22 protein-coding genes and 1 riboswitch are annotated in these 21,340 nt (G+C 69.4%); of the genes, 6 read left to right on the top strand and 16 right to left on the bottom strand.

Annotated elements, in window-relative coordinates; translation table 11 throughout:
• Positions 1-116: 116 nt before the first annotated feature.
• Genes LV79_RS22195 through LV79_RS22180 form a run of 4 tightly spaced genes read left to right on the top strand, consistent with a single transcriptional unit; the run spans position 117 to position 3,744 of the window.
• The gene (locus LV79_RS22195) at positions 117-1,439 is read left to right on the top strand and encodes a hemolysin family protein (RefSeq protein ID WP_253840109.1); all 1,323 of its coding nucleotides are present in this window, start codon (positions 117-119) and stop codon (positions 1,437-1,439) included.
• Positions 1,436-2,485 (top strand): hemolysin family protein, encoded by a 1,050-nt coding sequence (locus LV79_RS22190; RefSeq protein ID WP_253840108.1) that lies wholly within the window; start codon positions 1,436-1,438, stop codon positions 2,483-2,485. Before LV79_RS22195 ends, LV79_RS22190 begins: the two co-directional genes overlap by 4 nt.
• A complete protein-coding gene (locus LV79_RS22185) occupies positions 2,472-3,359 on the top strand; it encodes a 3-methyladenine DNA glycosylase (RefSeq protein ID WP_253840107.1) in 888 nt (295 codons plus the stop codon). The genes LV79_RS22190 and LV79_RS22185 overlap by 14 nt, the downstream gene beginning before the upstream one ends.
• Entirely contained in the window at positions 3,340-3,744 is a 405-nt protein-coding gene (locus tag LV79_RS22180; RefSeq protein WP_253840106.1) for a DUF1801 domain-containing protein, read from the top strand. The genes LV79_RS22185 and LV79_RS22180 overlap by 20 nt, the downstream gene beginning before the upstream one ends.
• A 56-nt stretch (positions 3,745-3,800) precedes the next feature.
• Here the strand turns inward: LV79_RS22180 and LV79_RS22175 are convergent, their stop codons facing one another.
• The 8 genes from LV79_RS22175 to gcvP all read right to left on the bottom strand — a co-directional run bounded on the left by LV79_RS22175 (position 3,801) and on the right by gcvP (position 13,825).
• Complete coding sequence (locus tag LV79_RS22175; RefSeq protein WP_253840105.1) at positions 3,801-4,529, bottom strand: PaeR7I family type II restriction endonuclease; 729 nt, start codon at positions 4,527-4,529, stop codon at positions 3,801-3,803.
• Positions 4,526-6,196 carry an Eco57I restriction-modification methylase domain-containing protein gene (locus tag LV79_RS22170; protein WP_253840104.1) on the bottom strand — a complete coding sequence of 557 codons (1,671 nt, stop codon included), beginning with the start codon at positions 6,194-6,196 and terminating at the stop codon, positions 4,526-4,528. Before LV79_RS22170 ends, LV79_RS22175 begins: the two co-directional genes overlap by 4 nt.
• A 306-nt stretch (positions 6,197-6,502) precedes the next feature.
• Positions 6,503-7,036 (bottom strand): sugar O-acetyltransferase, encoded by a 534-nt coding sequence (locus tag LV79_RS22165; RefSeq protein ID WP_301321565.1) that lies wholly within the window; start codon positions 7,034-7,036, stop codon positions 6,503-6,505.
• Between the two features lie 28 nt (positions 7,037-7,064).
• Positions 7,065-7,508, bottom strand: a complete 444-nt coding sequence (gene rnhA, locus LV79_RS22160) for a ribonuclease HI (RefSeq protein WP_253840102.1) — start codon at positions 7,506-7,508, stop codon at positions 7,065-7,067.
• Complete coding sequence (locus LV79_RS22155; protein WP_253840101.1) at positions 7,505-8,059, bottom strand: SecDF P1 head subdomain-containing protein; 555 nt, start codon at positions 8,057-8,059, stop codon at positions 7,505-7,507. The genes rnhA and LV79_RS22155 overlap by 4 nt, the downstream gene beginning before the upstream one ends.
• Positions 8,060-8,113: 54 nt before the next feature.
• A complete protein-coding gene (locus tag LV79_RS22150) occupies positions 8,114-9,841 on the bottom strand; it encodes a vWA domain-containing protein (RefSeq protein WP_253840100.1) in 1,728 nt (575 codons plus the stop codon).
• A gap of 153 nt (positions 9,842-9,994) precedes the next feature.
• On the bottom strand, positions 9,995-10,822 hold the full coding sequence (locus LV79_RS22145; RefSeq protein WP_253840099.1) for an aldo/keto reductase: 828 nt from the start codon (positions 10,820-10,822) through the stop codon (positions 9,995-9,997).
• 129 nt (positions 10,823-10,951) lie between these two features.
• Positions 10,952-13,825, bottom strand: a complete 2,874-nt coding sequence (gene gcvP, locus LV79_RS22140; protein ID WP_253840098.1) for an aminomethyl-transferring glycine dehydrogenase — start codon at positions 13,823-13,825, stop codon at positions 10,952-10,954.
• Between the two features lie 185 nt (positions 13,826-14,010).
• Positions 14,011-14,112: riboswitch (glycine riboswitch) on the bottom strand.
• Between the two features lie 79 nt (positions 14,113-14,191).
• On the opposite strand from gcvP, the gene LV79_RS22135 reads away from it, so the two are divergent.
• Positions 14,192-14,971, top strand: a complete 780-nt coding sequence (locus tag LV79_RS22135; RefSeq protein WP_253840097.1) for a GNAT family N-acetyltransferase — start codon at positions 14,192-14,194, stop codon at positions 14,969-14,971.
• A 12-nt stretch (positions 14,972-14,983) separates the two neighbouring features.
• Here the strand turns inward: LV79_RS22135 and LV79_RS22130 are convergent, their stop codons facing one another.
• The 8 genes from LV79_RS22130 to LV79_RS22095 all read right to left on the bottom strand — a co-directional run bounded on the left by LV79_RS22130 (position 14,984) and on the right by LV79_RS22095 (position 19,859).
• Positions 14,984-15,544, bottom strand: coding sequence for a MerR family transcriptional regulator (locus tag LV79_RS22130; RefSeq protein WP_285469915.1), 561 nt, complete (start codon positions 15,542-15,544; stop codon positions 14,984-14,986).
• Between the two features lie 266 nt (positions 15,545-15,810).
• Positions 15,811-16,284 (bottom strand): bifunctional nuclease family protein, encoded by a 474-nt coding sequence (locus LV79_RS22125; RefSeq protein WP_054046144.1) that lies wholly within the window; start codon positions 16,282-16,284, stop codon positions 15,811-15,813.
• 174 nt (positions 16,285-16,458) lie between these two features.
• Positions 16,459-17,166: a transcriptional regulator FtsR gene (gene ftsR / locus LV79_RS22120; RefSeq protein ID WP_253840096.1), complete on the bottom strand. Its 708-nt coding sequence runs from the start codon at positions 17,164-17,166 to the stop codon at positions 16,459-16,461.
• A gap of 6 nt (positions 17,167-17,172) precedes the next feature.
• Positions 17,173-17,625 (bottom strand): glycogen accumulation regulator GarA, encoded by a 453-nt coding sequence (garA, locus tag LV79_RS22115; RefSeq protein WP_253840095.1) that lies wholly within the window; start codon positions 17,623-17,625, stop codon positions 17,173-17,175.
• Between the two features lie 143 nt (positions 17,626-17,768).
• On the bottom strand, positions 17,769-18,149 hold the full coding sequence (gene gcvH, locus LV79_RS22110; protein ID WP_253840094.1) for a glycine cleavage system protein GcvH: 381 nt from the start codon (positions 18,147-18,149) through the stop codon (positions 17,769-17,771).
• A 40-nt stretch (positions 18,150-18,189) separates the two neighbouring features.
• Entirely contained in the window at positions 18,190-18,723 is a 534-nt protein-coding gene (clsA, locus tag LV79_RS22105; RefSeq protein ID WP_372495423.1) for a cardiolipin synthase ClsA, read from the bottom strand.
• Positions 18,724-18,942: 219 nt separating this feature from the next.
• Positions 18,943-19,161, bottom strand: coding sequence for a hypothetical protein (locus LV79_RS22100; RefSeq protein WP_253840092.1), 219 nt, complete (start codon positions 19,159-19,161; stop codon positions 18,943-18,945).
• 140 nt (positions 19,162-19,301) lie between these two features.
• Positions 19,302-19,859: a type 1 glutamine amidotransferase domain-containing protein gene (locus LV79_RS22095; RefSeq protein ID WP_253840091.1), complete on the bottom strand. Its 558-nt coding sequence runs from the start codon at positions 19,857-19,859 to the stop codon at positions 19,302-19,304.
• A gap of 58 nt (positions 19,860-19,917) precedes the next feature.
• Between LV79_RS22095 and LV79_RS22090 the strand changes: the two genes are divergently transcribed.
• The gene (locus LV79_RS22090; RefSeq protein WP_253840090.1) at positions 19,918-21,306 is read left to right on the top strand and encodes an FAD-binding oxidoreductase; all 1,389 of its coding nucleotides are present in this window, start codon (positions 19,918-19,920) and stop codon (positions 21,304-21,306) included.
• Positions 21,307-21,340 lie beyond the last annotated feature (34 nt).

Below are 21,340 nucleotides of genomic sequence, written 5' to 3'. Positions count from 1 at the left end.
ACCCGAGGAGTGCGGCTTCCCGTGCGCAAGGCGCAGAAGAAGAGGCCGGGCCGCAGTAGCGGGCCGGGAGAGAGTCCCGGCGGCCAGCTAGGCCAACAACCCGAGCGGGGTGCTCGGTGACCGCGTTCCTGCTCAGTGCCCTCGGGCTGCTCGCGGTCTGCGGGCTGACCGCGGGCACGGCGTTGTTCGTCGCGGCCGAGTTCTCGCTGACCACGCTCGAGCGCAGCCAGGTCGACCACCACGCCGAGCAGGTCGGCGACCGGCGGGCGCTGGCCATCTGGCGCGCGCACCGGTCGCTGTCGTTCCAGCTCTCCGCCGCCCAGCTCGGCATCACCATCACCACGCTGATCACCGGCTACATCGCCGAACCGGCGCTGGCCGCGCTGGTCGAGCCGCTGCTGGCGCTGACCGGCATGGGCGAGACCGCGGTGGACGCGATCGGGCTGGTGATCGCGCTGTTGGTGGCGACGTCGCTGTCGATGGTGTTCGGCGAGCTGGTGCCCAAGAACCTGGCCATCGCCCGGCCGCTGCCCACCGCGCGCGCGGTCGCCGGCGCCCAAGCCGTGTTCGCGTCGGTGTTCCGCTGGCTGATCAACGCGCTCAACGGGTCGGCGAACTGGATCGTGCGCGGCCTCGGCGTCGAGCCGCAGGAGGAGCTGCGCTCGGCGCGGTCCCCGCAGGAGCTGGGTGGTCTGGTCCGCTCCAGCGCGGCGGCCGGCGCGATCGACACCGGCACCGCGACCCTGCTGAGCCGGTCGCTGCGCTTCGGCGACCGCACGGCCGACGAGCTGATGACGCCGCGGGTGCGGGTGCAGGCCCTGCGCGCGGACGCGACCGTGGTCGACCTGGTGGACCTGGCCCGCAGCAGCGGGTTCTCCCGGTTCCCGGTGCACGGCGGCGACCTCGACGACGTGCACGGGGTCGTGCACGTCAAGCAGGTGTTCGGCGTGCCGCGCGAGCAGCGGGCCGTGACGACGGTGGCCGCGCTGGCCAGGCCGGTGCCGACGGTGCCCGAGACGCTGGGCGGTGACGTGCTGCTCGACCGGCTGCGCGGGTCCGGCCTGCAGGTCGCCGTGGTGGTCGACGAGTACGGCGGCACGGCGGGGCTGGTCACCCTGGAGGACCTGATCGAGGAGATCGTCGGCGACGTGCGCGACGAGCACGACCGCGGCGAGGTCAACCCGGTCCGGCCGCTGGGCCGCGACAGCTGGCTGGTCTCCGGGCTGCTGCGCGACGACGAGCTGGCCGAGGCGACCGGGTTCCGGATGCCCAGCGGGGAGTACGAGACGGTGGCGGGCCTGGTGCTGACCAACCTGGGGCGCATCCCCGAGGTCAACGACGAGATCCGGGTCGACGGCTGGCGGATCACGGTGCTGCGGATGGACCGGCACCGGGTCGCCGAGCTGCGCGTGGCGCGGCTGCCGGGGGTGAGCACGTGAGCGACGTGCTGGCCCTGGGTGCCACCCTGCTGCTGTTGCTGGGCAACGCGTTCTTCGTCGGCGCCGAGTTCGCGATCATCACCGCGCGCCGCGACCGGCTGGAGGCGCTGGCCAGGGACGGCGACACCCGCGCGGCCGCCGCGATCGAAGCGGGCAGGCAGCTGCCGCTGCTGATCGCGGGCGCGCAGCTGGGCGTGACGGTGTGCTCGCTCGGGCTGGGCGCGCTCGCCGAACCGGCCATCGCGCACCTGCTCGAAGGTCCCTTCGGGGCGCTCGGGCTGCCGGAGGCGGTCGTGCACGGGGTGGCGTTCGCGCTGGCGCTCGGCGTCGTGGTCACCCTGCACACGGTGCTGGGCGAGATGGTGCCCAAGAACCTGGCCATCGCCGGTCCGGAACGCGCCGCGACCACGCTGGTGCCGGTCCACCTGGCGTTCTGCAAGCTGGTCCGCCCGCTGCTTGGCATGTTCACCACGATCTCCACCGCGGTGCTGCGCCGCTTCGGGGTGGAGCCGCGCGAGGAGCTGGAGAACTCCTACACCTCCGACGAGCTCGCCACGCTGATCGCCGAGTCCCGCCGCGAGGGCCTGCTCGACGACTCCGAGCACCGGCGGCTGACCAACACGCTGTCCTCGGCCGGGCGCACGGTCGCCGAGGTGCTGGTGCCGCTGGAGAAGCTCAAGACGGTGCCGCACCCGCCGACGGTGGGCGCGGTCGCCGACGCGGTCGCCGAGACCGGCTTCTCCCGCTTCCCGGTCCGCATGCCCGACGGCGCGCTCAACGGCTACGTCCACGTCAAGGACGTCCTGGACCAGGTCGACTCCGACCCGGCCACTAGGGTGGCCTGGTCGCGGGTGCGCGGGCTGCCGGAACTGCCCGCCGACTCCCGGCTCGACGAGGCGCTCGCCGCGCTGCGGCGGACCCAGAGCCACCTCGCCAAGGCCGTCTCGGCCGACCGCGAGGTGCTCGGCGTGGTGGCGCTGGAGGACCTGGTGGAGGAGTACGTGGGCACGGTGCGCGACGGGACACACATCGGTGACGGCTCCTGAGGGCGTGCTGCCCGAACCCGCCTGGCACGCCCTGCGCGAGGCCCACGTCGCCCGCGTGCGCCAGTGGACCGACCCGCACCAGGAACGCAGGCGGCGCAAGGAGAAGCACCCGGTCCTGGACTTCCTGTTCACGTACTACTCGCACCGGCCCGCCCACCTGGAGCGCTGGCACCCCGGCCCCGGTGTGGTCCTGGCGGGCGACTCCGCCCGTGACTACCTCCGCTGGTCCGCCTACCGGGAGACCGCGGACGGTGTGACGCTCGGCCCGCTGTCCCCCGGTCGCAAGGCCACGGCGGAGTTCGTCCTCGCCCTGCTGTCGGCCACCGCTTCCCGCCCTCCGCGCCTGGGCTGCTTCGGCCTGCACGAGTGGGCAATGGTCTACCGGACCCAGGACGTGCGCCACGCCTGGCCGCTCCGCCTGGGACCGACCGGGACCGACGACGTCGTGGAGTCGTCCACCATCAAGTGCAGCCACTTCGACGCCTACCGGTTCTTCACCCCGCCCGCGCGTCCGCTCAACACCCTGGAGCCCAGCCGGGAAGCGCAGGTGGAGCTGGAACAGCCGGGCTGCCTGCACGCGAACATGGACCTGTTCAAGTGGGCCTACAAACTCGACCCGTTCACGCCGTCCTCGCTGGTAGCGGACTGCTTCGACCTGGCCGTGGACGTGCGGACGCTGGACATGCGCGCCAGCCCCTACGACCTGTCCGACCTGGGCTACGAACCCGTGCGGATCGAGACAGAACGGGGCCGGGCGGAGTACGTTCGCGCGCAGTCCGCGTTCACCGAACGCGCGACCCCACTACGAGCCCGGCTGATCACCCTGTGCCGCGAACTGTTGAGCGAGGTCGACGGTGGAACCCACCACGAGTGACGTCCCCGAGTTCCTGACCACCATCCCGGACGCCCGCCGCCGCGCGGACGCCGAGTCGCTGGTGGCGCTGATGACCGAGGTGACCAGCCACCCGGCGGTGCTGTGGGGAACGTCGATCATCGGCTTCGGATCCCGCCACTACCGCTACGAGACCGGCACAGAAGGCGTCACGGTCGCGGTCGGCTTCTCCCCGCGCAAGGCCCAGACAGTGCTCTACCTAACCGGTTCCCTGGACGACTACGCGGACCTGCTGACCACCCTGGGCAAGCACAGCACCGGCAAGTCCTGCCTCTACCTCAAACGCGTCGACGAGGCCGACCCAACGGCCCTGCGCGCCATCATCGCCCGCTCCTACCGAGCCGCGGGGACCGACGGCGGCGAGTAGATCATGAGAGCGAATTCGACGAGGGCTCAGGGGGCAGAAATCGCTGACAGAGCGAACTAAGCCAGCCCCTTGATGTACGCGATCCGTTCCGCGATAGCCTCCGCAAAATTGCGTGTAGAAACTTCCGCAATTGGTTCACTATGAATACCCTCACCTTTTACCGAGGTGACGAGGCAGGCGGCATCGTACAATCGTTCACGGACCAGGCGCTGAAGCAGTATCTGATAGCGACTCACATATGAGGATCCGTCAAACAAGGGATCGGCTCGATATATCGCCCTCCCGCCCTTGTTGAGGTCAATCAGAGTCGAGTCCGGCGCATGTTCAATCACAAACACGAACCCGATCCATGGTTCGAGAGGGCCAACAAGTCCGGCCTGGTAAGCACGCCGTAAATCTACAGCGTTGCCAATGGCTTCCTCGGTCCGATTATTAAAGTTTTTGCCAAACGAACCGACCTGCGACTTACACTCAATAGCCGCCACCAGAATACCTTTGTAGGTCACCACAACGTCCCAACTCTTGGTACGTCGGTAGTACCCGGGAAGCGGAATGGCACCCTTGTAACGAATAGCAACCTCAGAGACATCGATGCCGGTTTCGGCAAGCGGATAAAACTCGCGCGCGATCAACTGCTGCAGTGCCGCAAGATGTTGTCCACCAGTCACAGATCCGCGAGTGCCCGCATCGGCCCTACCCGATTCAACCTGTTTTTGCGCCTGCAGGTCACGTCCCGCCCAGAACGCCCGGATCGCCAAATCATAGTCCTCGTAACTGGTCGTCACGCCTCGTCCTCTGCGTTGATAGTAGGCCCCAGTTCCCAATCTTGCAGGTCGATGCCATAGGCAGCGGCTGCCGCCCTCGTCGCAGCCAACGAATCCCGACTCCGGAACGCCAAACGCAAAGCTTCCTGGATGGGCGGGGCGATACCGTCAGGCCTGGGAACCCGGATACGTTTGAGATACTGGGCTTGAAAACGGAGAGTACCACCGCGCATCCGCACGCAGTATGCCTCGATGAACGCCTGCGCGATCCGCGACAGCAGCAGGCCGCCAAGTATTTCCATGTCCCACACATCCGAAATAACATAGTAGAGATTGTGATGCGGATAGTGACCACCTACATCCAACACCGGATGAATGGTAGTTTTCATATCCTGAATCAACAGCTTCGGCCTGTCCACGAGCCCGGGTTGCACTTTATCGATAGTTCGATACCACGACGCTGAATCTTTCTTGGCCACAAAGCGATCGCGCAAACTCGGATATTTCGAAAGATAGGCATTCATACGTGGGTAGTCACTCAATGAAATCAGAGTTCCGTCATCTCTCCACGGATTGAGCAAATAATTGCCCTGCCATTCGAAGACACCAGACGCGAGATCGCAACGCATCGCCAGAGGCAGGATGCGATCCGGTTCGGCAATGGCGGAATCCTTTGTGACATATATCTTGTCCGCACCAGTAGCAACACCGATGGACACCTTTGTTCCAGTTGTCGCATCGTGCAAAGGATAGAATCGATCGTTCAAATACTCGATCAACGCGAGGCGGGCCGGAGAACCGGTCGGCCACAATTCACCACCATCAAACCAATGCGGGAGTCGGTGCGCCTTCACCCCAATATCGGAGAATTCCCGAAAGTCATCAGCTTGAGCCGCTTTCACAAGTGCGCACGCGCTTGAAGCCCCGAACTCGCCGGTAGTGTCTGCCACCACAACTGGGCCTTGGGCACGATTGCCGAGCACTATTATCGCCGGGTACGCCGAAACCCTCAACTCGAACGCATCGACGTCGTGCATCGTCCAGACGTGCTCCACGGCGTAATCCCGAGCCACCAACTCGCGCAAGTCCGCCCCGTACTGGTTCCTCATCCACCGGTCGGCGCAGATCAAGCCGACCTTGCCGCCGGGCTTCAGCAGCCGCAACGACCGTTCGATGAACCCGACGTAGATGTCGCCTCGGCCGCGCATCGTCGGCCAAGCGCGGCGGTACTGCGCTGCTAGACCATCGGGGAGGTCGTCGTAGCGGATGTACGGCGGGTTTCCAACCACGACATCGGCAGCGTGTCCATCGACCTCGGGCAGCAGGAAGTCGGCCTCGTTGATCCACTCCTCGACGAGACTGGTTGCCGTGGGTCCGGGCACGCCAGCGGTGATCAAGCGATCACGACAGAGCTCCTGGGAGACTTTGACGTGGTCGGCTTGGACGTCGTACGCCCTGAGCGCACCACCGAGCGAGGAGAACTCGCGTTCATGAGCTTTTGCGCTCGCCACGAGGCGTTCTACTACGGGACCAAGGAAAGCCCCGGAGCCACATGACGGCTCCACCAGGCGCAGGGAACCAAGATCACGCTCAACGGTGTAACCAGTCAGGTCGAGCAGCACCTCAACCACCCACCGGCGGGTGAAGACCACGCCGTAGTTCTGGATATCCGGGATCTGGAGTGTCACCGGCACAGCCTAGGGCTCGGCGAGCATGGCACCCGACAGTGACACAGGTGTTCGATCAAAGTCACCCAAGGGCTGCGGTGGTGAACACTGGGTGACCTAGCTCGTTGATGTTGACCTGGCATCCGCCCGGGTCGGTGCGCCAGATCGGAGCACGGGGCCGACGGTGCCGAGTCGACCAGTAGAAGATCATCAGCGCGACACATGTGCCTCTTCCTAGACGCTCCCGAGCGTATCGAATGCCGCCTTGATCGCGAGCAAGTGCCTTCTCGTCGTCGAATTCGCACTGGCCTAAATGGACGATCCCTGTCAAAGCCGCCTGACGACCCGGGCAGGGTTACCGACGGCCAAGGCGTGGCCGGGGATGTCGTGCGTGACGACGCTACCCGCGCCGACCACCGCGTTATCGGCGATGCGGACGCCAGGGCAGACGATGACGCCGCCGCCGAGCCAGGTGTTGTCGCCGATGGTGATGGGGAGCGGGCGTTCCCAGCCTTCGCGGCGGCGGTCGTGGTCGGTGGTCGGGTGGGTGGCGGTCAGGAGTTGAACTCTAGGGCCGATGCGCACGTCCGCGCCGATGGTGATGCCGCCGTCGTCCATGAAGAGGGCGTCGCTGTTGACGAAGGTTCTAGCGCCGACCCGGGTCAAAGTGCCGTAGCTGCACTGGAAGCGAGGTAGCACTACCGCGCCGGGACCGAACTCCGCGAAGAGGCCGCTGAGGATCTCTTGGCGCAACTCGTCATCATCCGCGCCCGTGGCGTTGAAGCGGTCCAGCTGCCGCCAGCACTGTCGGCGTTCCTCCGCGAGCGCGGGCGAGTCCAGGTACCACTCGTGCCCGAGCATGCGCGCCTTCGAGGCGTCCACCGGCGGATCACCCACTCGCGAGTACCGCGCGCATGCCCGCGACCGCGAGCTGGTCGGCGCGTTCGTTCTCCGGGTGGCCGCTGTGGCCCTTGACCCAGTGCCACTCCACGTCGTGCTTGGCGACGGCCTCTTCCAGGCGCTGCCACAGGTCGACGTTCTTCACCGGTTCGCGCGCCGAGGTCTTCCAGCCGTTGGCCCGCCAGCGGCTCACCCACTTGGTGATGCCGTTGCGCACGTACGTGCTGTCGGTGTACAGCCTCACCGTCGACCGCCGGGTCAGCGTCTCCAGCGCCTGGATCGGCGCCATCAGCTCCATCCGGTTGTTCGTGGTCTCCTCGGCCGACCCGCCGGAGAGCTCGCGCTCGTGGGTGCCGTAGCGCAGGACCGCGCCCCAGCCGCCGGGGCCGGGGTTGGGCGCGCAGGCGCCGTCGGTGTAGATCTCGACGATCACGAGCCGGTGATCTCCGCGACGAGGCGCTTGGCCGACTCCTCGGTGAAGTTGCCGGAGATCTGCACCGAGCCCCCGGTGATCGGCGCCTGGATGGTGGGCGCCGACACCATGGTCCCGTCCACCATCACCGCCAGCTGCTCGCCGACGTGCGCGGTCGTCCACTGGGCGAACACCGCCGAGGTCGCCGCGGTCAGCTCGATGGTGACCACCCAGCCGAAGTCCGTCCGCTCCGCGCGCACCGACTTGAACTCGGGGAACTGGCCGATCGACGGCCCCAGCGTGTAGACGGTGTCGTCCGGGCCGATCACCTGGTCCGGACCGGACACCTCCATACCCGGCTTGACCGAGACCACCGGCCGCAGCTCCACCGGCACCTTGGCGGTGACCAGCCCGCTGCCCGCGGGGTTGCCCGCCGACGAGACCGGGGCCGACTCCGAGGCAGATGCCCCTGGGCCAGGAGACCCCGTCGGGGTGCTCGCCGCGTCCGAACCGCACGCCGCCACCGCGAGCAGCGCGGCGACGACGAGCGCGTGGATGATCGGTTTCCGCATGCCCTGGATCCTAGGGCCAAGCCCCGAGCGGCCGTCGCCGTTCATCCACAGGGGTCAGTCCCGGACGGTGACGGCCTGCCCCAGCGCGCCGACGACGCCCCGCGCGTCCGGCAGCACGGTCAGCGTCCCGCCGGTCGACGTGGCCAGGTCGCGCAGCGCCGCGCGGTCCGGGTCACGGCCGATGGCGATCACGTCGACCGGCACCGGCTTGTCCTTCTCCGACACGCGCCGGATCGCGGCCTTGGCCTGGGACAACGACATCGCGCCGTCAGCGCCACCGTCGGTGATGACCACCAACTGGTTCCGGCGCCCGGGAACGTAACCCTGAACGGCAGAGCGGTATCCAGCGGCCACCGACTCATAGAAGTCCGTGGCACCGTTGGGTGTAAGACCGTCGATCGCGACATGTAGCGACGCACGCCGGTTGGTCACAGGACCTGTCGGTACCGCTACCGCGTAAGGCTTTCCCTTCTCAAGGGAGCGCGAGAACGGCCACAGGCCAAGAGAGCCGGAGACGGTGTAGTCCGTGTAGCCCTTCAGCGCGTCCTTGACCCAGTCGAGCCTGCTCCGCCCGTCGCCGCCGTCGCCGCCCATGGTGCGCGACACGTCGACCATGATGGTCACGATGCCGCCGCCCTCCACGGCGTTGGCCCACGTGGTCGCGATCCGCTGCGTGGTGTTGGGGTCCGACCTGGCGAACCCGGGCACGACCTCGCCCCAGCTCATGCCCATCGCCGCCGTCGGCCGGTCCGGGGCGTCCTTGCCGCGCAGCCCGGCGCGGGAGAACTCGCGCTGCTGCTCGGGCGCCTGCAGGAACGCGCGGAACCGGTCGGCCGCCTCGGTCCGCACCGGTCCCACGTCGGCGCCGGTCAGCGCCACGAACGGGAAGTCCGCCACCGGCGTCGGTCCCGTGGCGACGACCTCCCACAGCGGCCGCTTCGACGCGGGTCGTCCGTCGTCGCCGAGGTTGCGGCGGAACAGGTCGACCTCCAGAGTCGCGACCGCGCTGTACGGGGCGTCGGCCATGTCCGGGCTCTCGCCCAACGCGGCCAACGCGGCCCGAGTCGTGTCAGGCACGTCAGACGGTTGTGCCCGCGCCAACGCCCCCAACGCTGCCTCAACCGGTTGTCTAGCAAGCACGTTCTGCGTAACCGGGCTCTCTTGCGCCACACCCACGAGCGCGCTCTGCACCGCTAGAGCGCTCGCCGGGTTGGTCAGCGGCGACGGCAACGCGACCGTGAGCCGACCCCAGTCCGGTTTGCCGAACCGGGTCCAGCCACTGGTGTCCGAGGTCAGCCCGGCCAGCTCCGACCACCGGAACCGCGCGGCGTTCGTGAACACCGTGGCCGCGGGTTCCGGCGCGGCGAGCACGACCGGGCTGCTGGCGACCGGCTCCGGCGCGGCGGCGAGCAGCGCGTCGTCGGTGGCGGCGAGCCGGTCGGTCCACAGCGACGACTCCGGCAGCCACGCGTCCGGGCGGTCGCCGAGCTCCCGGGTGTTCCACTCCCCGGTGAGCCCGGCGTAGGCGCGCGGCGACTCCGCCGAGCTGATGTTGACCCGCACGCAGTGCTCGCCGACCACGGTGGACCCGGAGTTCCACCGGTTGGCGGCCTCCCGGACCGGCCGCTCGGCCGAGGGGGTCACCGCCACCCGGAGCACCTCCGCGCCCGCCGGGCAGCCCTGCTCGCGCGCGGCCGCCCGGTCGAAGTGGTCACCGATCCACCCCCACCCGGCCCAGCCGAGCACCAGCAGGGACACCAGCCCTAACGCGATCACCCCCACGCTCACTCGTCTGCCGCTCACATGCCCCCGATGTCGTGACATCACGTCCTTTCCGCGCGACGGATATGCCGGTCCGTGTCCGCGCCAGGCGCAATGCACTCTATTAGGGGTTGGAAATGCGTCAACCCGAGTGATGCGGGAGGAAATTCACCGTTACCCGTTGAACCGCTCGGGGTCCGGGCCGACCCGCTGCCCGTTGTCCAGCCCGGCCAGCACCGCCAGGTCGTCGGCGTCGAGCTCGAAGTCGAAGACCTCGATGTTCGCGCTGATCCGGGCCGGGGTGACCGACTTGGGGATCACCACGTTGCCCAGCTGCACGTGCCACCGCAGCAGCACCTGCGCGGTGCTCTTCCCGTGCTTGTCGGCCAGCGCGGTGACCGCCGGGTCGGCCAGCAGCGCGCCGGAGGCCAGCGGGCTCCACGCCTCAGTCGCGATGCCGTGCTCGGCGTGGAAGGCGCGCAGCTCGGCCTGCGGCAGGTTCGGGTGCAGCTCGACCTGGTTGAGCACCGGCACCACGTCGGTCTCGTCGAAGAGCCTGCGCAGGTGCGGGACGTGGAAGTTGGAGACGCCGATCGAGCGGGCCCGGCCGTCGGCGCGGATCTTCTCGAACGCCCGCCAGGTGTCGACGTAGGTGTCGCGCGAGGGGGTGGGCCAGTGGATCAGGTACAGGTCCACCTGCTCCAGGCCGAGGCGCTGCAGGCTGGCGTCGAAGGCGCGCAGCGTCGGGTCGTAGCCCTGGTCGGTGTTCCAGAGCTTCGTGGTCACGTAGATCTCGTCGCGCGGGAGGCCGGACTCGGCGATGGCCTTACCGGTGCCGGTCTCGTTGCGGTACGCCGCGGCGGTGTCGATGCTGCGGTAACCGGCCTCGAGCGCGGTGCTGATCGCGGCGCCGACGACGTCATCGGGCACCTGCCACACACCGAAGCCGAGCTGCGGGATGGTGGTGCCGTCGTTGAGCTTGACGCCAGGGACGTTCGGCATGGGGTTCCTCGTCGTTCTCGGGGACAGTCCTCAGTGGCACCCAACACCGTGGGGCAGCGCTATCTTCCCCCGGTGAAACGGGAGTGGCCCGCCGACAACCACTCGGCGGGCCACCCTCGACAAAGCGCGTCAGCTGCTGTAGGCGTCCAGCGGCGGGCAGGAGCAGACCAGGTTGCGGTCGCCCTTGGCGCCATCGATGCGGCGGACCGGCGGCCAGATCTTGGGCGCGCCGTGCCCGGCCGGGAAGACCGCCTCTTCGCGCGTGTACGGGTGGTTCCACTCCCCTGCGATCGACTCGGCGGTGTGCGGGGCGTTGGCCAGCGGGTTGTCGGCCAGCGGCCAGTCCCCGGCGGCGACCCGGTCCACCTCGTGCTTGATGGCGATCATCGCGGCGCAGAACCGGTCGATCTCGGCGAGGTCCTCGCTCTCGGTCGGCTCGACCATGAGCGTGCCCGCGACCGGGAAGGACATGGTCGGGGCGTGCAGGCCGTAGTCGGCGAGGCGCTTGGCCACGTCGTCGACGGTGATGCCGGTCGCCTTGGTCATCGGCCGCAGGTCCAGGATGCACTCGTGGGCCACGAAGCCGCCCGCGCCGGTGTAGAGGACCGGGAAGTGCTCGTCGAGGCGGCGGGCGATGTAGTTGGCGGAGGCGACCGCGGTCAGCGTCGCCCGGCGCAGGCCGTCGGCGCCCATCATCCGCACGTAGGCCCACGAGATCGGCAGGATCGACGCGCTGCCCCACGGCGCGGCGCTGATCGGGCCGACGCCGGTCTCGGGGCCCGCGGTGGGCTGCAGCGGGTGGTTGGGCAGGAACGGCGCGAGGTGCCCGCGCACGCCGATCGGTCCGACACCGGGGCCGCCGCCGCCGTGCGGGATGCAGAACGTCTTGTGCAGGTTGAGGTGCGAGACGTCCGAGCCGAACTTGCCGTAGCGGGCCAAGCCGATGAGCGCGTTGAGGTTCGCGCCGTCGACGTAGACCTGGCCGCCCGCGTCGTGCACCAGGCCGCAGACCTCGCGGACGGTGTCCTCGTACACGCCGTGCGTGGACGGGTAGGTGATCATGATGGCGGCGAGGTCGGCGCTGTGCTCGGCGACCTTCTTGCGCAGGTCACCCAGGTCGATGTTGCCGTTGTCGTCACAGGCGACGACGACCACGCGCATACCGGCCATGACAGCACTAGCGGCGTTGGTGCCATGCGCGCTGGACGGGATAAGACAGATGTCGCGCTCACCGTGGCCCTGAGACCGGTGGTAGGCGCGGATCGCCAGCAGACCGGCGAACTCGCCCTGGCTGCCCGCGTTGGGCTGGAGGCTGACGGCGTCGTATCCGGTCAGCTTCGCCAGCCAGTCCTCCAGGTCGGAGATGATGGTGAGGATGCCCTTGGCGTCCTCCACCGGCGCGAACGGGTGCAGGTCGGCGAAGGCGGGCCAGGTGATCGGCTCCATCTCCGCGGTCGCGTTGAGCTTCATCGTGCACGAGCCCAGCGGGATCATGCTGCGGTCGAGCGCGACGTCCTTGTCCGAGAGCGCCCGCAGGTAGCGCAGCAGCGCGGTCTCGGAGCGGTGCGTGGAGAACACCGGGTGCGTCATGTACTCGCTGGTGCGCACCAGGTCGGCGGGCAGCGCGTCGCCGGTCTCGGCGTCGAGCGCGTCGACGTCGCCGCTGACCCCGAACGCCTTCCACACCAGGTCGAGGTGGGCGCGGGTGGTGGTCTCGTCGGTGGCGATGCCGACCGTGTCGGCGTCGGCGAGGCGCAGGTTGACGCCGAGGCCGCGGGCGGCGGAGACGACGTCGGCCGCCCGGCCGGGCACCTTCGCGGTGACGGTGTCGAAGAACGCGGCGGCGGTGATCTCCACGCCGCCGCGGCGCAGGCCCTCGGCCAGCACGGCGGCCATGCGGTGGGTGCGGGTCGCGATGGCGCGCAGGCCGTCGGGACCGTGGTAGACCCCGTACATCGAGGCGACGACGGCCAGCAGCACCTGGGCGGTGCAGATGTTGGAGGTCGCCTTCTCGCGGCGGATGTGCTGCTCACGGGTCTGCAGCGCGAGCCGGTAGGCGGGCTTGCCGTCGGCGTCGGTGCTGACGCCGACCAGGCGGCCGGGCAGCTGGCGCTCCAGGCCCTTGCCGACGGCCATGTAGCCCGCGTGCGGACCGCCGAACCCCATCGGCACGCCGAAGCGCTGGGTGGTGCCCACGACGACGTCGGCGCCGATCTCGCCCGGCGCCTGCAGCACGGTCAGCGCGAGCAGGTCGGCGGTGAAGGCGACCTTGGCGTCGCGGCCGTGCGCCTCGCGGGTCAGCTCGGCGAAGTCGCGGACCTCGCCGGAGGCACCGGGGTAGGAGAACAGGACACCGAAGAAGTCCTCGACCGGCAGGCCCTCGGCCAGGTCGTGCACGACGACCTCGATGCCCAGCGGCTCGGCGCGGGTCTCGATGACCGCGATGGTCTGCGGGAAGGTGTCGGCGTCGATGACGAACCGGTTGGACTTGGAGCGGCCCGCGCGGCGCAGCAGGGTCATCGCCTCGGCGGCGGCGGTCGACTCGTCGAGCATCGACGCGTTCGCGGTGGGCAGCCCGGCCAGGTCGGCGACCATGGTCTGGAAGTTGAGCAGCGCCTCCAGGCGGCCCTGGCTGATCTCCGGCTGGTACGGGGTGTAGGCGGTGTACCAGGCCGGGCTCTCCAGCACGTTGCGCCGGATCACCGGCGGGGTGTGCGTGCCGTAGTAGCCGAGGCCGATCATCTGGGTCAGCGTCTGGTTCTGCCCGGCCAGCTCGCGCAGCTCGGCCAGCGCCTGCACCTCGGTGGCCGGGGCGGGCAGGTCGATGGCCAGGTCGCCCTCGCGGATGGACTCCGGCACCGCGTGCTGGGCCAGCTCCTCCAGCGACCCGACACCGACGACGTCGAGGATCCTGGCCAGCTCGGCCGGGCGGGGGCCGACGTGGCGGTCGGCGAACGGGGTGCCGTGCTCGAGCGCGGCGAGCGGGATCCGGTCGGTCGTCATGGGTCTCCTCGGGGCGGTGCAGCAGGGGTCGGGCCTGGCACGGGCGGTCCGCCCGTGTGGCCCTCCCCCTCTGTCCGTGCCCGAAGGCGCCTGAGAGCTTCACCGCACGCCCGGAAGCGGGCATGCGACTTGCACCTTCGGCGGGGCTCCCCGGTCGTGCCGGGTCGCCCGCTTTCCAGAGGCGTCTCACCCGCACGGTCCGTTTGCCTGAGAGGTTCCGGGGAGGATTTGCTCCTTCGGCGCCGATCCGGTCTGGTGGACCGGTCGGACTCTCCCGCACGGGTTCAGCGACGCGAGGACGAGTCTAACCCGTCCGGGGTGCAATTCGATTGCGGACGGGGTGCGGTTCGCGGTCGACTGCCGGACATGGGCTCCGACCTGGACATCGCCGCCGTGCGCGCCGCCATCGACCACCAACTGCGCCGTCACCTGGCGCCCTCCGGGCCGGGCGGGAGCGCCGAGCGCACCGACCTGCTGACCAGACACCTCGGCGTCGGTCGGGACAGCTGGTCCGGGGTGGTCTGGTCGTCACTCGACGAGTCGACCGCCGATCAGGTGATCGAGGCGACCGTCGCGTGGCTGCGCGGCGTCGAGGGTCACGGCGAGTGGAAGCTCTACCACCACGACTCCCCCGTCGACCTGGCCGACCGGCTGACGGCCGCCGGGCTGGTGGGTGGGCCCGCGGAGGCGGTGATGGTCGCCGAGGCAGCGTCCGTGCCGCACTTCGCGCCGCCGGAGGGCGTCGAACTGGTCCCCGTGACCTCCGACGCCGACGTCGACCGGGTGGTCCGGGTGCACGACATCGCCTTCGGGGCGGATCACAGCAGGCTGGGGGCGCAGATGCGCGCACAACTCGCCGTCGGAGAACTGGACGCGGTGCTGGCGGTGGCCGGGGACGAGCCCGTGAGCGCCGCCCGGACGAGCTACCACCCAGGTACGGACTTCGCGGGCCTGTGGGGCGGTGGAACGCTAGAGGCGTGGCGGGGACGTGGGATCTACCGGTCGCTGGTGAGCTACCGCGCCCGTAGGGCTGAGCAGCGCGGGGTGCGCTATCTGCAAGTGGACGCGCTACCCACGAGCAGGCCGATCCTGGAGCGCGTCGGCTTCACCTGCGTCGCGCTCACCACCGCGTACACGCTGCCCTAGGGCTCTAGAGCCTCACCCGGCGTTGCGGGCCTTGCGGCGCTGGGTGAGCTCGTCGTCGGCGGGGATCTCGACGCCGTCGGCGCGCTCGGCGGGGAACTCGTGGATGGTGCCGCTGATCTCGCGGATGGCGCCGCTGACCGCGATGCCGAACACGCCCTGGCCGCCTTGGAGCAGGTCGACGACCTCCTCGGGCGAGGTGCACTCGTAGACGGTGGTGCCGTCGCTGAAGAGGGTGATCCTGGCCAGGTCGCGGACCCCGCGCCTGCGCAGGTGGTCGACGGCGACCCGGATGTTCTGCAGGGACACCCCGGTGTCGAGCAACCGCTTGACCACCTTCAGGACCAGGACGTCCTTGAACGAGTAGAGCCGCTGCGAGCCGGAGCCGTGCGCGCTGCGGACCGTGGGCACGACCAAGCCGGTGCGCGCCCAGTAGTCGAGCTGCCGGTAGGTGATGCCTGCGATCTGGCACGCGGCGGGACCCCGGTAGCCGACGAGCTCGTCGGGCAGCGAGGCGTCCGGGAACAGTTCGCCCTGCTCACCGGAGTCAGCCCCGACGGGACCATCCTCGAACACGCCTGCCTCCCCTCGTCCGGCCACCGATGGCCGGCGAACGAGACCGCCCGTTCCGCTCTGGGGAACCGTCGGCCGAGCGGCACACACACGGGGCGTCGGTCGGTGCTACCGCTGGCGGTAGCACTACCTGCGACCTCGGTGTGTTTCGCTCGTCTGTGACGGTAAAACGGGCACGCGAGGAGGTCAACGCGACGCGCGGGGACGGGGCTGAGTCACTGGGGCACCTGGCTCGCGGGGGACGTCCCCACGGAGTTGACCCACCCCGGCTACGTATCCGCGCCGCGGAAGTCCTCGGGGGAGACCGAGTCGAGGAACTCGCGGAACTTCTCCACCTCGTCCTCCTGCTCGTCCGGGATGATCAGCCCGGCCTCCTGCAGCACCGAGTCCTCGGCGTGGATCGGCACGCCGACCCGCAGGGCCAGGGCGACCGAGTCGCTGGGTCGCGCCGAGACGCGAACGTCGCCGTCGAAGACCAGCTCGGCGAAGAAGGTGCCCTCGCGCAGGTCGGTGATCCGCACCTGCTCCAGTTCGCGACCGAGCGCGCCGATCACGTCCTTGAGCAGGTCGTGGGTCAGCGGCCGCGCGGGCCGCACCCCCTGCTGCTCGAGGGCGATCGCGGTGGCCTCCACCGATCCGATCCAGATCGGCAGGTACCGCTCTCCCTCGGTCTCACGCAGCAACAAGATCGGCTGGTTCGCGGGCAGCTCCACCCGGACCCCCACGACGCGCATCTCGCTCATCGGGCTCGCCTCCCTCCGCTCGCTGGGGCATCGGCGTCCCGTTGCATCGAGGATCGCTCATCGCCTGGTTCGACGCTACCCGCCATCTGGTCCCCACGCCCGCCTATCTCACGTCTATTCCACGGTGATCGGTTCAGCACCGGTGGCCGCGCACGCGATCTCGCGAGCACCGCGCTACTTCTGCGTCACTCTGCGCAAACCGGTCCGCACCAGCAGCGAGTGCAGGGTGATCGCCAACGCCGCCAGGTCGTCGGCCGACTCGTCCGCGCGCGCCCGCGCAGCGGGGTCGCGCTGGCGGAACACCGGGGCCAGGACCTGTTCGAGCAGCGCCACTTCCCGGTCGGCCGCGGCGCGGAAGGCGCGCAGGTGCCGGGGTTCGATGCCGTAGTCGGCCAACGCCGACGCGGTGGTGGCCACGGCGAGCGCCTCGGCGTCGAACGCGCCGTCGGCGGACGCGGCCAGCAGGCCGTACTGCTCGAGCTCGGCCAGGATCCGCTCGGGGATCCTGGCCCGGTCGAGCAGGTCGTCACGCGACATCGGCGCGACGGTGGCGACCGGTTCCGGCAGCGCGGGTACCGCGATGAGACCGCGCGCCGGGCGGGCCACCTGCTCGGGTGGCCCGCCCGGGCGGTCGAGTTGCTCTTTGATGACCTTGAGCGGGAGGTAGTGGTCGCGCTGCGCGGCGAGCACGAAGCGCAGCCGCGCCACGTCGGCCGCGGTGAACCGCCGGTAGCCCGACGGCGTGCGCTCCGGGCTGACCAGCCCCTCCGCCTCGAGGAAGCGGATCTTGGAGATGGTCACGTCCGGGAACTCCGGCCGTAGCTGCGAGAGCACGGCGCCGATGCTCGACCCGGCCCGCGACGCCCGACCGGCGGCCGTCACGCGCCCCTAGGCCCCCGCGCCGGGGCCGGTGAGGAACACCAGGCGGAACTTGCCGATCTGCACCTCGTCACCGCCCGCGAGGACGGCCTGGTCGACCGGTTCCCGGTTGACGTAGGTGCCGTTGAGGCTGCCGACGTCGATCACGACGAACTCCCCGCCCTCGCGGCGGAACTCCGCGTGCCGCCGGGAGACGGTGACGTCGTCGAGGAAGATGTCGCTGTCGGGGTGCCGACCCGCGCTGGTGGTGTCGCGGTCGAGCAGGAAACGCGACCCCGCGTTCGGACCGCGCTTCACCACGAGCAGCGCGGAACCGGACGGCAGGGCGTCGACACCGGCCACGGCGGGCTCGGGCGCCGGAGCGACCTGGGCCTCGGGGTCGGTGAGGAAGTCGGCCCGGAAGACCGAAGTCCGTTCCGGAGACTGCTCCGGCGGGACGCCGGGCCCGTCGTTGGTGCTCACCTGAGCTCCTCCTGCTGGTCAGTTCCGCTGAACAAGTGCCAACGTACCGTGCGCGATCAGGCGCCGGACCGGTGGTACCCCCTGGGGGGTCGCGGCGGGCCCACCCGGGCCCACCGCGCTCACCAAGATCGTCTCACGCCGGGTCAGGCCCGGGTGAGCGCCTGGTAGGCGTCGGCGTCGAGCAGCGCCTCGAGCGCCTCGGGGTCGTCGACCCTGATCTCGAAGAGCCAGCCCTCGCCGTAGGGGTCGTCGTTGAGCAGGTCGGGCTGCTCGGCGGTGGCCTCGTTGACCGCGACGACCTCGCCGGAGAGCGGGGCGTAGAGGTCGGAGACGCTCTTGGTCGACTCGACCTCGCCGATCGGGGCGCCCGCCTCGACCCGGTCGCCGACCTCGGGCAGCTGGACGAACACCACGTCGCCGAGCTGCTGCTGGGCGTACTCGGTGATGCCGACGCGCACCAGGTCGTCGGCCTTGGTCGCCACCCACTCGTGCTCGTCGGTGTAGCGCAGTTCTTCGGGGATCACGCGGTGCCCTCTTTCGGACCGGGATGTGGTGGCGCAGAGCTTAAACGGCGGTGGTGGGCGCCAACCGCAGCGCCGCCCGTGTCTGCACCAGGTAGAGCAATCCGGACCAGATGAACAAGAGGCCGCCCCAGACGATGAACGCGTAAGCGACCGGTCGGACGACCGCGGCGAAGGTAGAGCCACCTTGCGCGAGCAGCAGAAGCGGGAACGCGTACATGAGGTTGAACGTGGCCGCCTTGCCCACGTAGGTGACCTCTGGAGGGGCGAAACCCGCCCGGCGCAGCACGAGGATGCACCCAGCTACCAGAACGTCCCTGGCGAGCAGCAGGGCGGCGACCCACCACGGCACGATGTCGCGCACGACGAACGCGACGAGGGTGGCGATCGTGTAGAGCCGGTCGGCCGCCGGGTCGAGCAGGGCGCCGAGCTTGCTGGTCTGGTCCAGCCACCGGGCGATCTTGCCGTCGAGCCAGTCGCTGAGGCCGCTGAACAGCAGCACGGCCAGCGCCCAGCCGTCGGCCTTCGGGACCAGCAGCAGGTACAGGAACAGCGGGACCCCGGCCAGCCGCAGCATGCTCAGGATGTTCGGGATGGTCCACACGCGGTCCGACACGCCCGCGCCGGACCCGTCAGCGCCCAGTGCACCAGCGCGGTCTGGTTCCCCCACTCGCGCGGTGCCGTCCACCGGGTCCGCCCCCTCTTCCCGCACGTCAGCCATGCGGGAAGAGTAGGGCAGCACTATCCGATGGCTCTTATCCCCAGTCCCCAGTTAGTCGTATCCGTGCTGGTCGGCTCAGCCCTCGCGGTGCTGCGTCCACCCCTGGCGCTCGAGCGCGGCGGGCGTGAGCGCGGTGGGCCTGCCGAAGGCGTCCAGGCCGACCCAGCGGCCCGCTCCCCCGGTGTACTCCAGCACGTAGGCGTGCCCGTGGCTCCAGACAACGCTGCACGGCGCGGTCGGCAGTGTCGGTCCGGAACCGGGTCCGGCCTGGTGAGAGATCGTTTCGGTGCTCATTGGCTTACCTCCGCTCCGGACGTCGGCAGCCGGGCAGTGTGTGTTAGCTCTCTTGGCCGCCGAATCGAACTGAATCGATGCGTTCCCACCCCGTGATCGCGCTAAGCCAACGGCTTGCGCGCGGGGTGGCCGCTCTGCGTTCAGTTCCGCGACCCGGCGACGGCCTTGATCAGCGCGGAGCAGAAGGCGGGCAGGTCATCGGGGTTGCGGCTGGTGATGAGCGGGGCGCCGGCGGTGTCCACGACGACCTCTTCGTCGACCCACTCGGCACCGGCGTTGCGCAGGTCCGTGGCCAGGCTCGGCCACGATGTCATCTTCCTGCCACGCACGACATCCGCCTCGACGAGCGTCCACGGGCCGTGGCAGATGGCGGCCACTGGCTTACCGGAGTCGAAGAACGACTTGGTGAACGCCACCGCGTCCTCGTCCGTGCGCAGGAAGTCCGGGTTGGCCACGCCGCCGGGCAGCACGAGGCTGTCGAAGTCGGCGGCGTCCGCTTCGCGCACGGTCTTGTCCACGGGGAACTTGTCGGCCTTCTCCAAGTGGTTGAAGGCCTGCACGTGACCGGACTCAGTGGACACGAGCACCGGCTTGCCACCCGCGCGTTCCACCGCCTGCCACGGTTCAGTCAGCTCTACCTGCTCGATGCCCTCCGGCGCGACGAGGAACGCGATCGTGCGGTCGGTCAGAGCTGCCATGTCGACTTCCTTCCACTCGGGTACGTGAAGTGGGTTCCCATCCGGGACGATTCAAACCATGTGCGCTGCGAGCAGTGAGGTCGTCGACCGGCTCATCGATCGGCTCATCGATGTGGTCGGGGCGGGGCACGTCCTGACCGATCCCGATGTGGTGGCGGGGTTCGCGACGGATTGGACCGGGAGGTTCACCGGGTCCGCGCGGCTCGTGGTGCGACCGGCCGACCGCGACGAGGTCTCCGGCGTGCTCAAGGTGTGCCACGAGTTGGGCATCGCGGTGGTGCCGCAGGGCGGTAACACCGGGCTGGTTGGTGGCGGAATCCCTTACCGGGGCGAGGTTGTACTGAGCTTGACCCGATTGACCTACCTGAGCCCGGTAGATCCAGTGACACGTCAGGTGACAGCTGGGGCGGGGGTGACGCTGTCGGCTCTTACGGCTCACGCAGCCGAGGCGGGTTTGGACTTCGCGATCAACATCGCGTCTAGAGGCAGCGCGACTGTCGGTGGGTTGGTAGCGACCAACGCGGGCGGTCTGCGGGTCCTGCGGTGGGGTTCTATGCGCGACCAGGTTGTGGATGTCGAGGCTGTCTTGGCCAACGGCGATGTGGTCGGCAGGGCTGTCGGACTTCCCAAGGACAGCACGGGGTATGACCTAGCGGGGTCACTCGTGGGCAGCGAGGGAACACTCGCCGTGGTGACCGCCGCACGGTTGCGTCTGATTCCCGCGTTTGCCGAACGAGCGACAGCCACATTGGCATTTGACCGAACAGAAGATGCCGTTGCGGCGATCGGCGCGCTTCGCGTTCTGCCCTCTCTCACCTCCGCCGAGGTCTACTACGACGCTGGCCTAAAGCTCGTCTGCGCGCATCGACAGATAGCGCCACCGTTCGCCGAGTCGTACGAGGTGTATTTGCTCGTGGAGTGCACGGCGGATGTAGACCCGACGGAGGCGTTGGGCGAGGTAGTGGAAACGCTGCCAGGGCTGAGGAATTCCGCTCTTGCGGTAGACGAGTCGTCGCGCAGGACACTGTGGACACACCGCGAGGCACATGCCGAGGCGATCAACGCGTTGGGTCCACCGCTGAAGTTGGACGTAGGTGTGCCGACCGCGCTCGCGGCCGAGTTCGAGCAAGAGGTGCGTTCGATCGTCACCGAGGTAGCGCCATCGGCCACTCTTGTCCTGTTCGGACATCTAGCCGAGGGCAACTACCACGTGAACGTGGTCGGCGCGGGTGACGCGGAGGATGAACTGACCGACCGAGTGCTGCGCGCGGCGGCGGCCAGGGACGGGACCATCTCGGCCGAACACGGCGTCGGCGTGGCCAAGGCGCGCTGGCTGGAGTTGACCCGCTCCCCCGTCGAACGCGCCCTCTACCGGGCGGTCAAGCTGGCCTGGGACCCGGGTGGACTGCTCAACCCGGGCGTCCTTGTTGCTGTTCCGGCAACATAAATCGCCGTCGTCGCCGGGGCGCGCGCATCATCGG

Source organism: Actinokineospora globicatena, from assembly GCF_024171945.1.
Classification (GTDB): Bacteria; Actinomycetota; Actinomycetes; order Mycobacteriales; family Pseudonocardiaceae; genus Actinokineospora; species Actinokineospora globicatena.
Note: the sequence above shows the minus strand (reverse complement) of the source record. Positions and strands in the feature narration are given on the sequence as shown.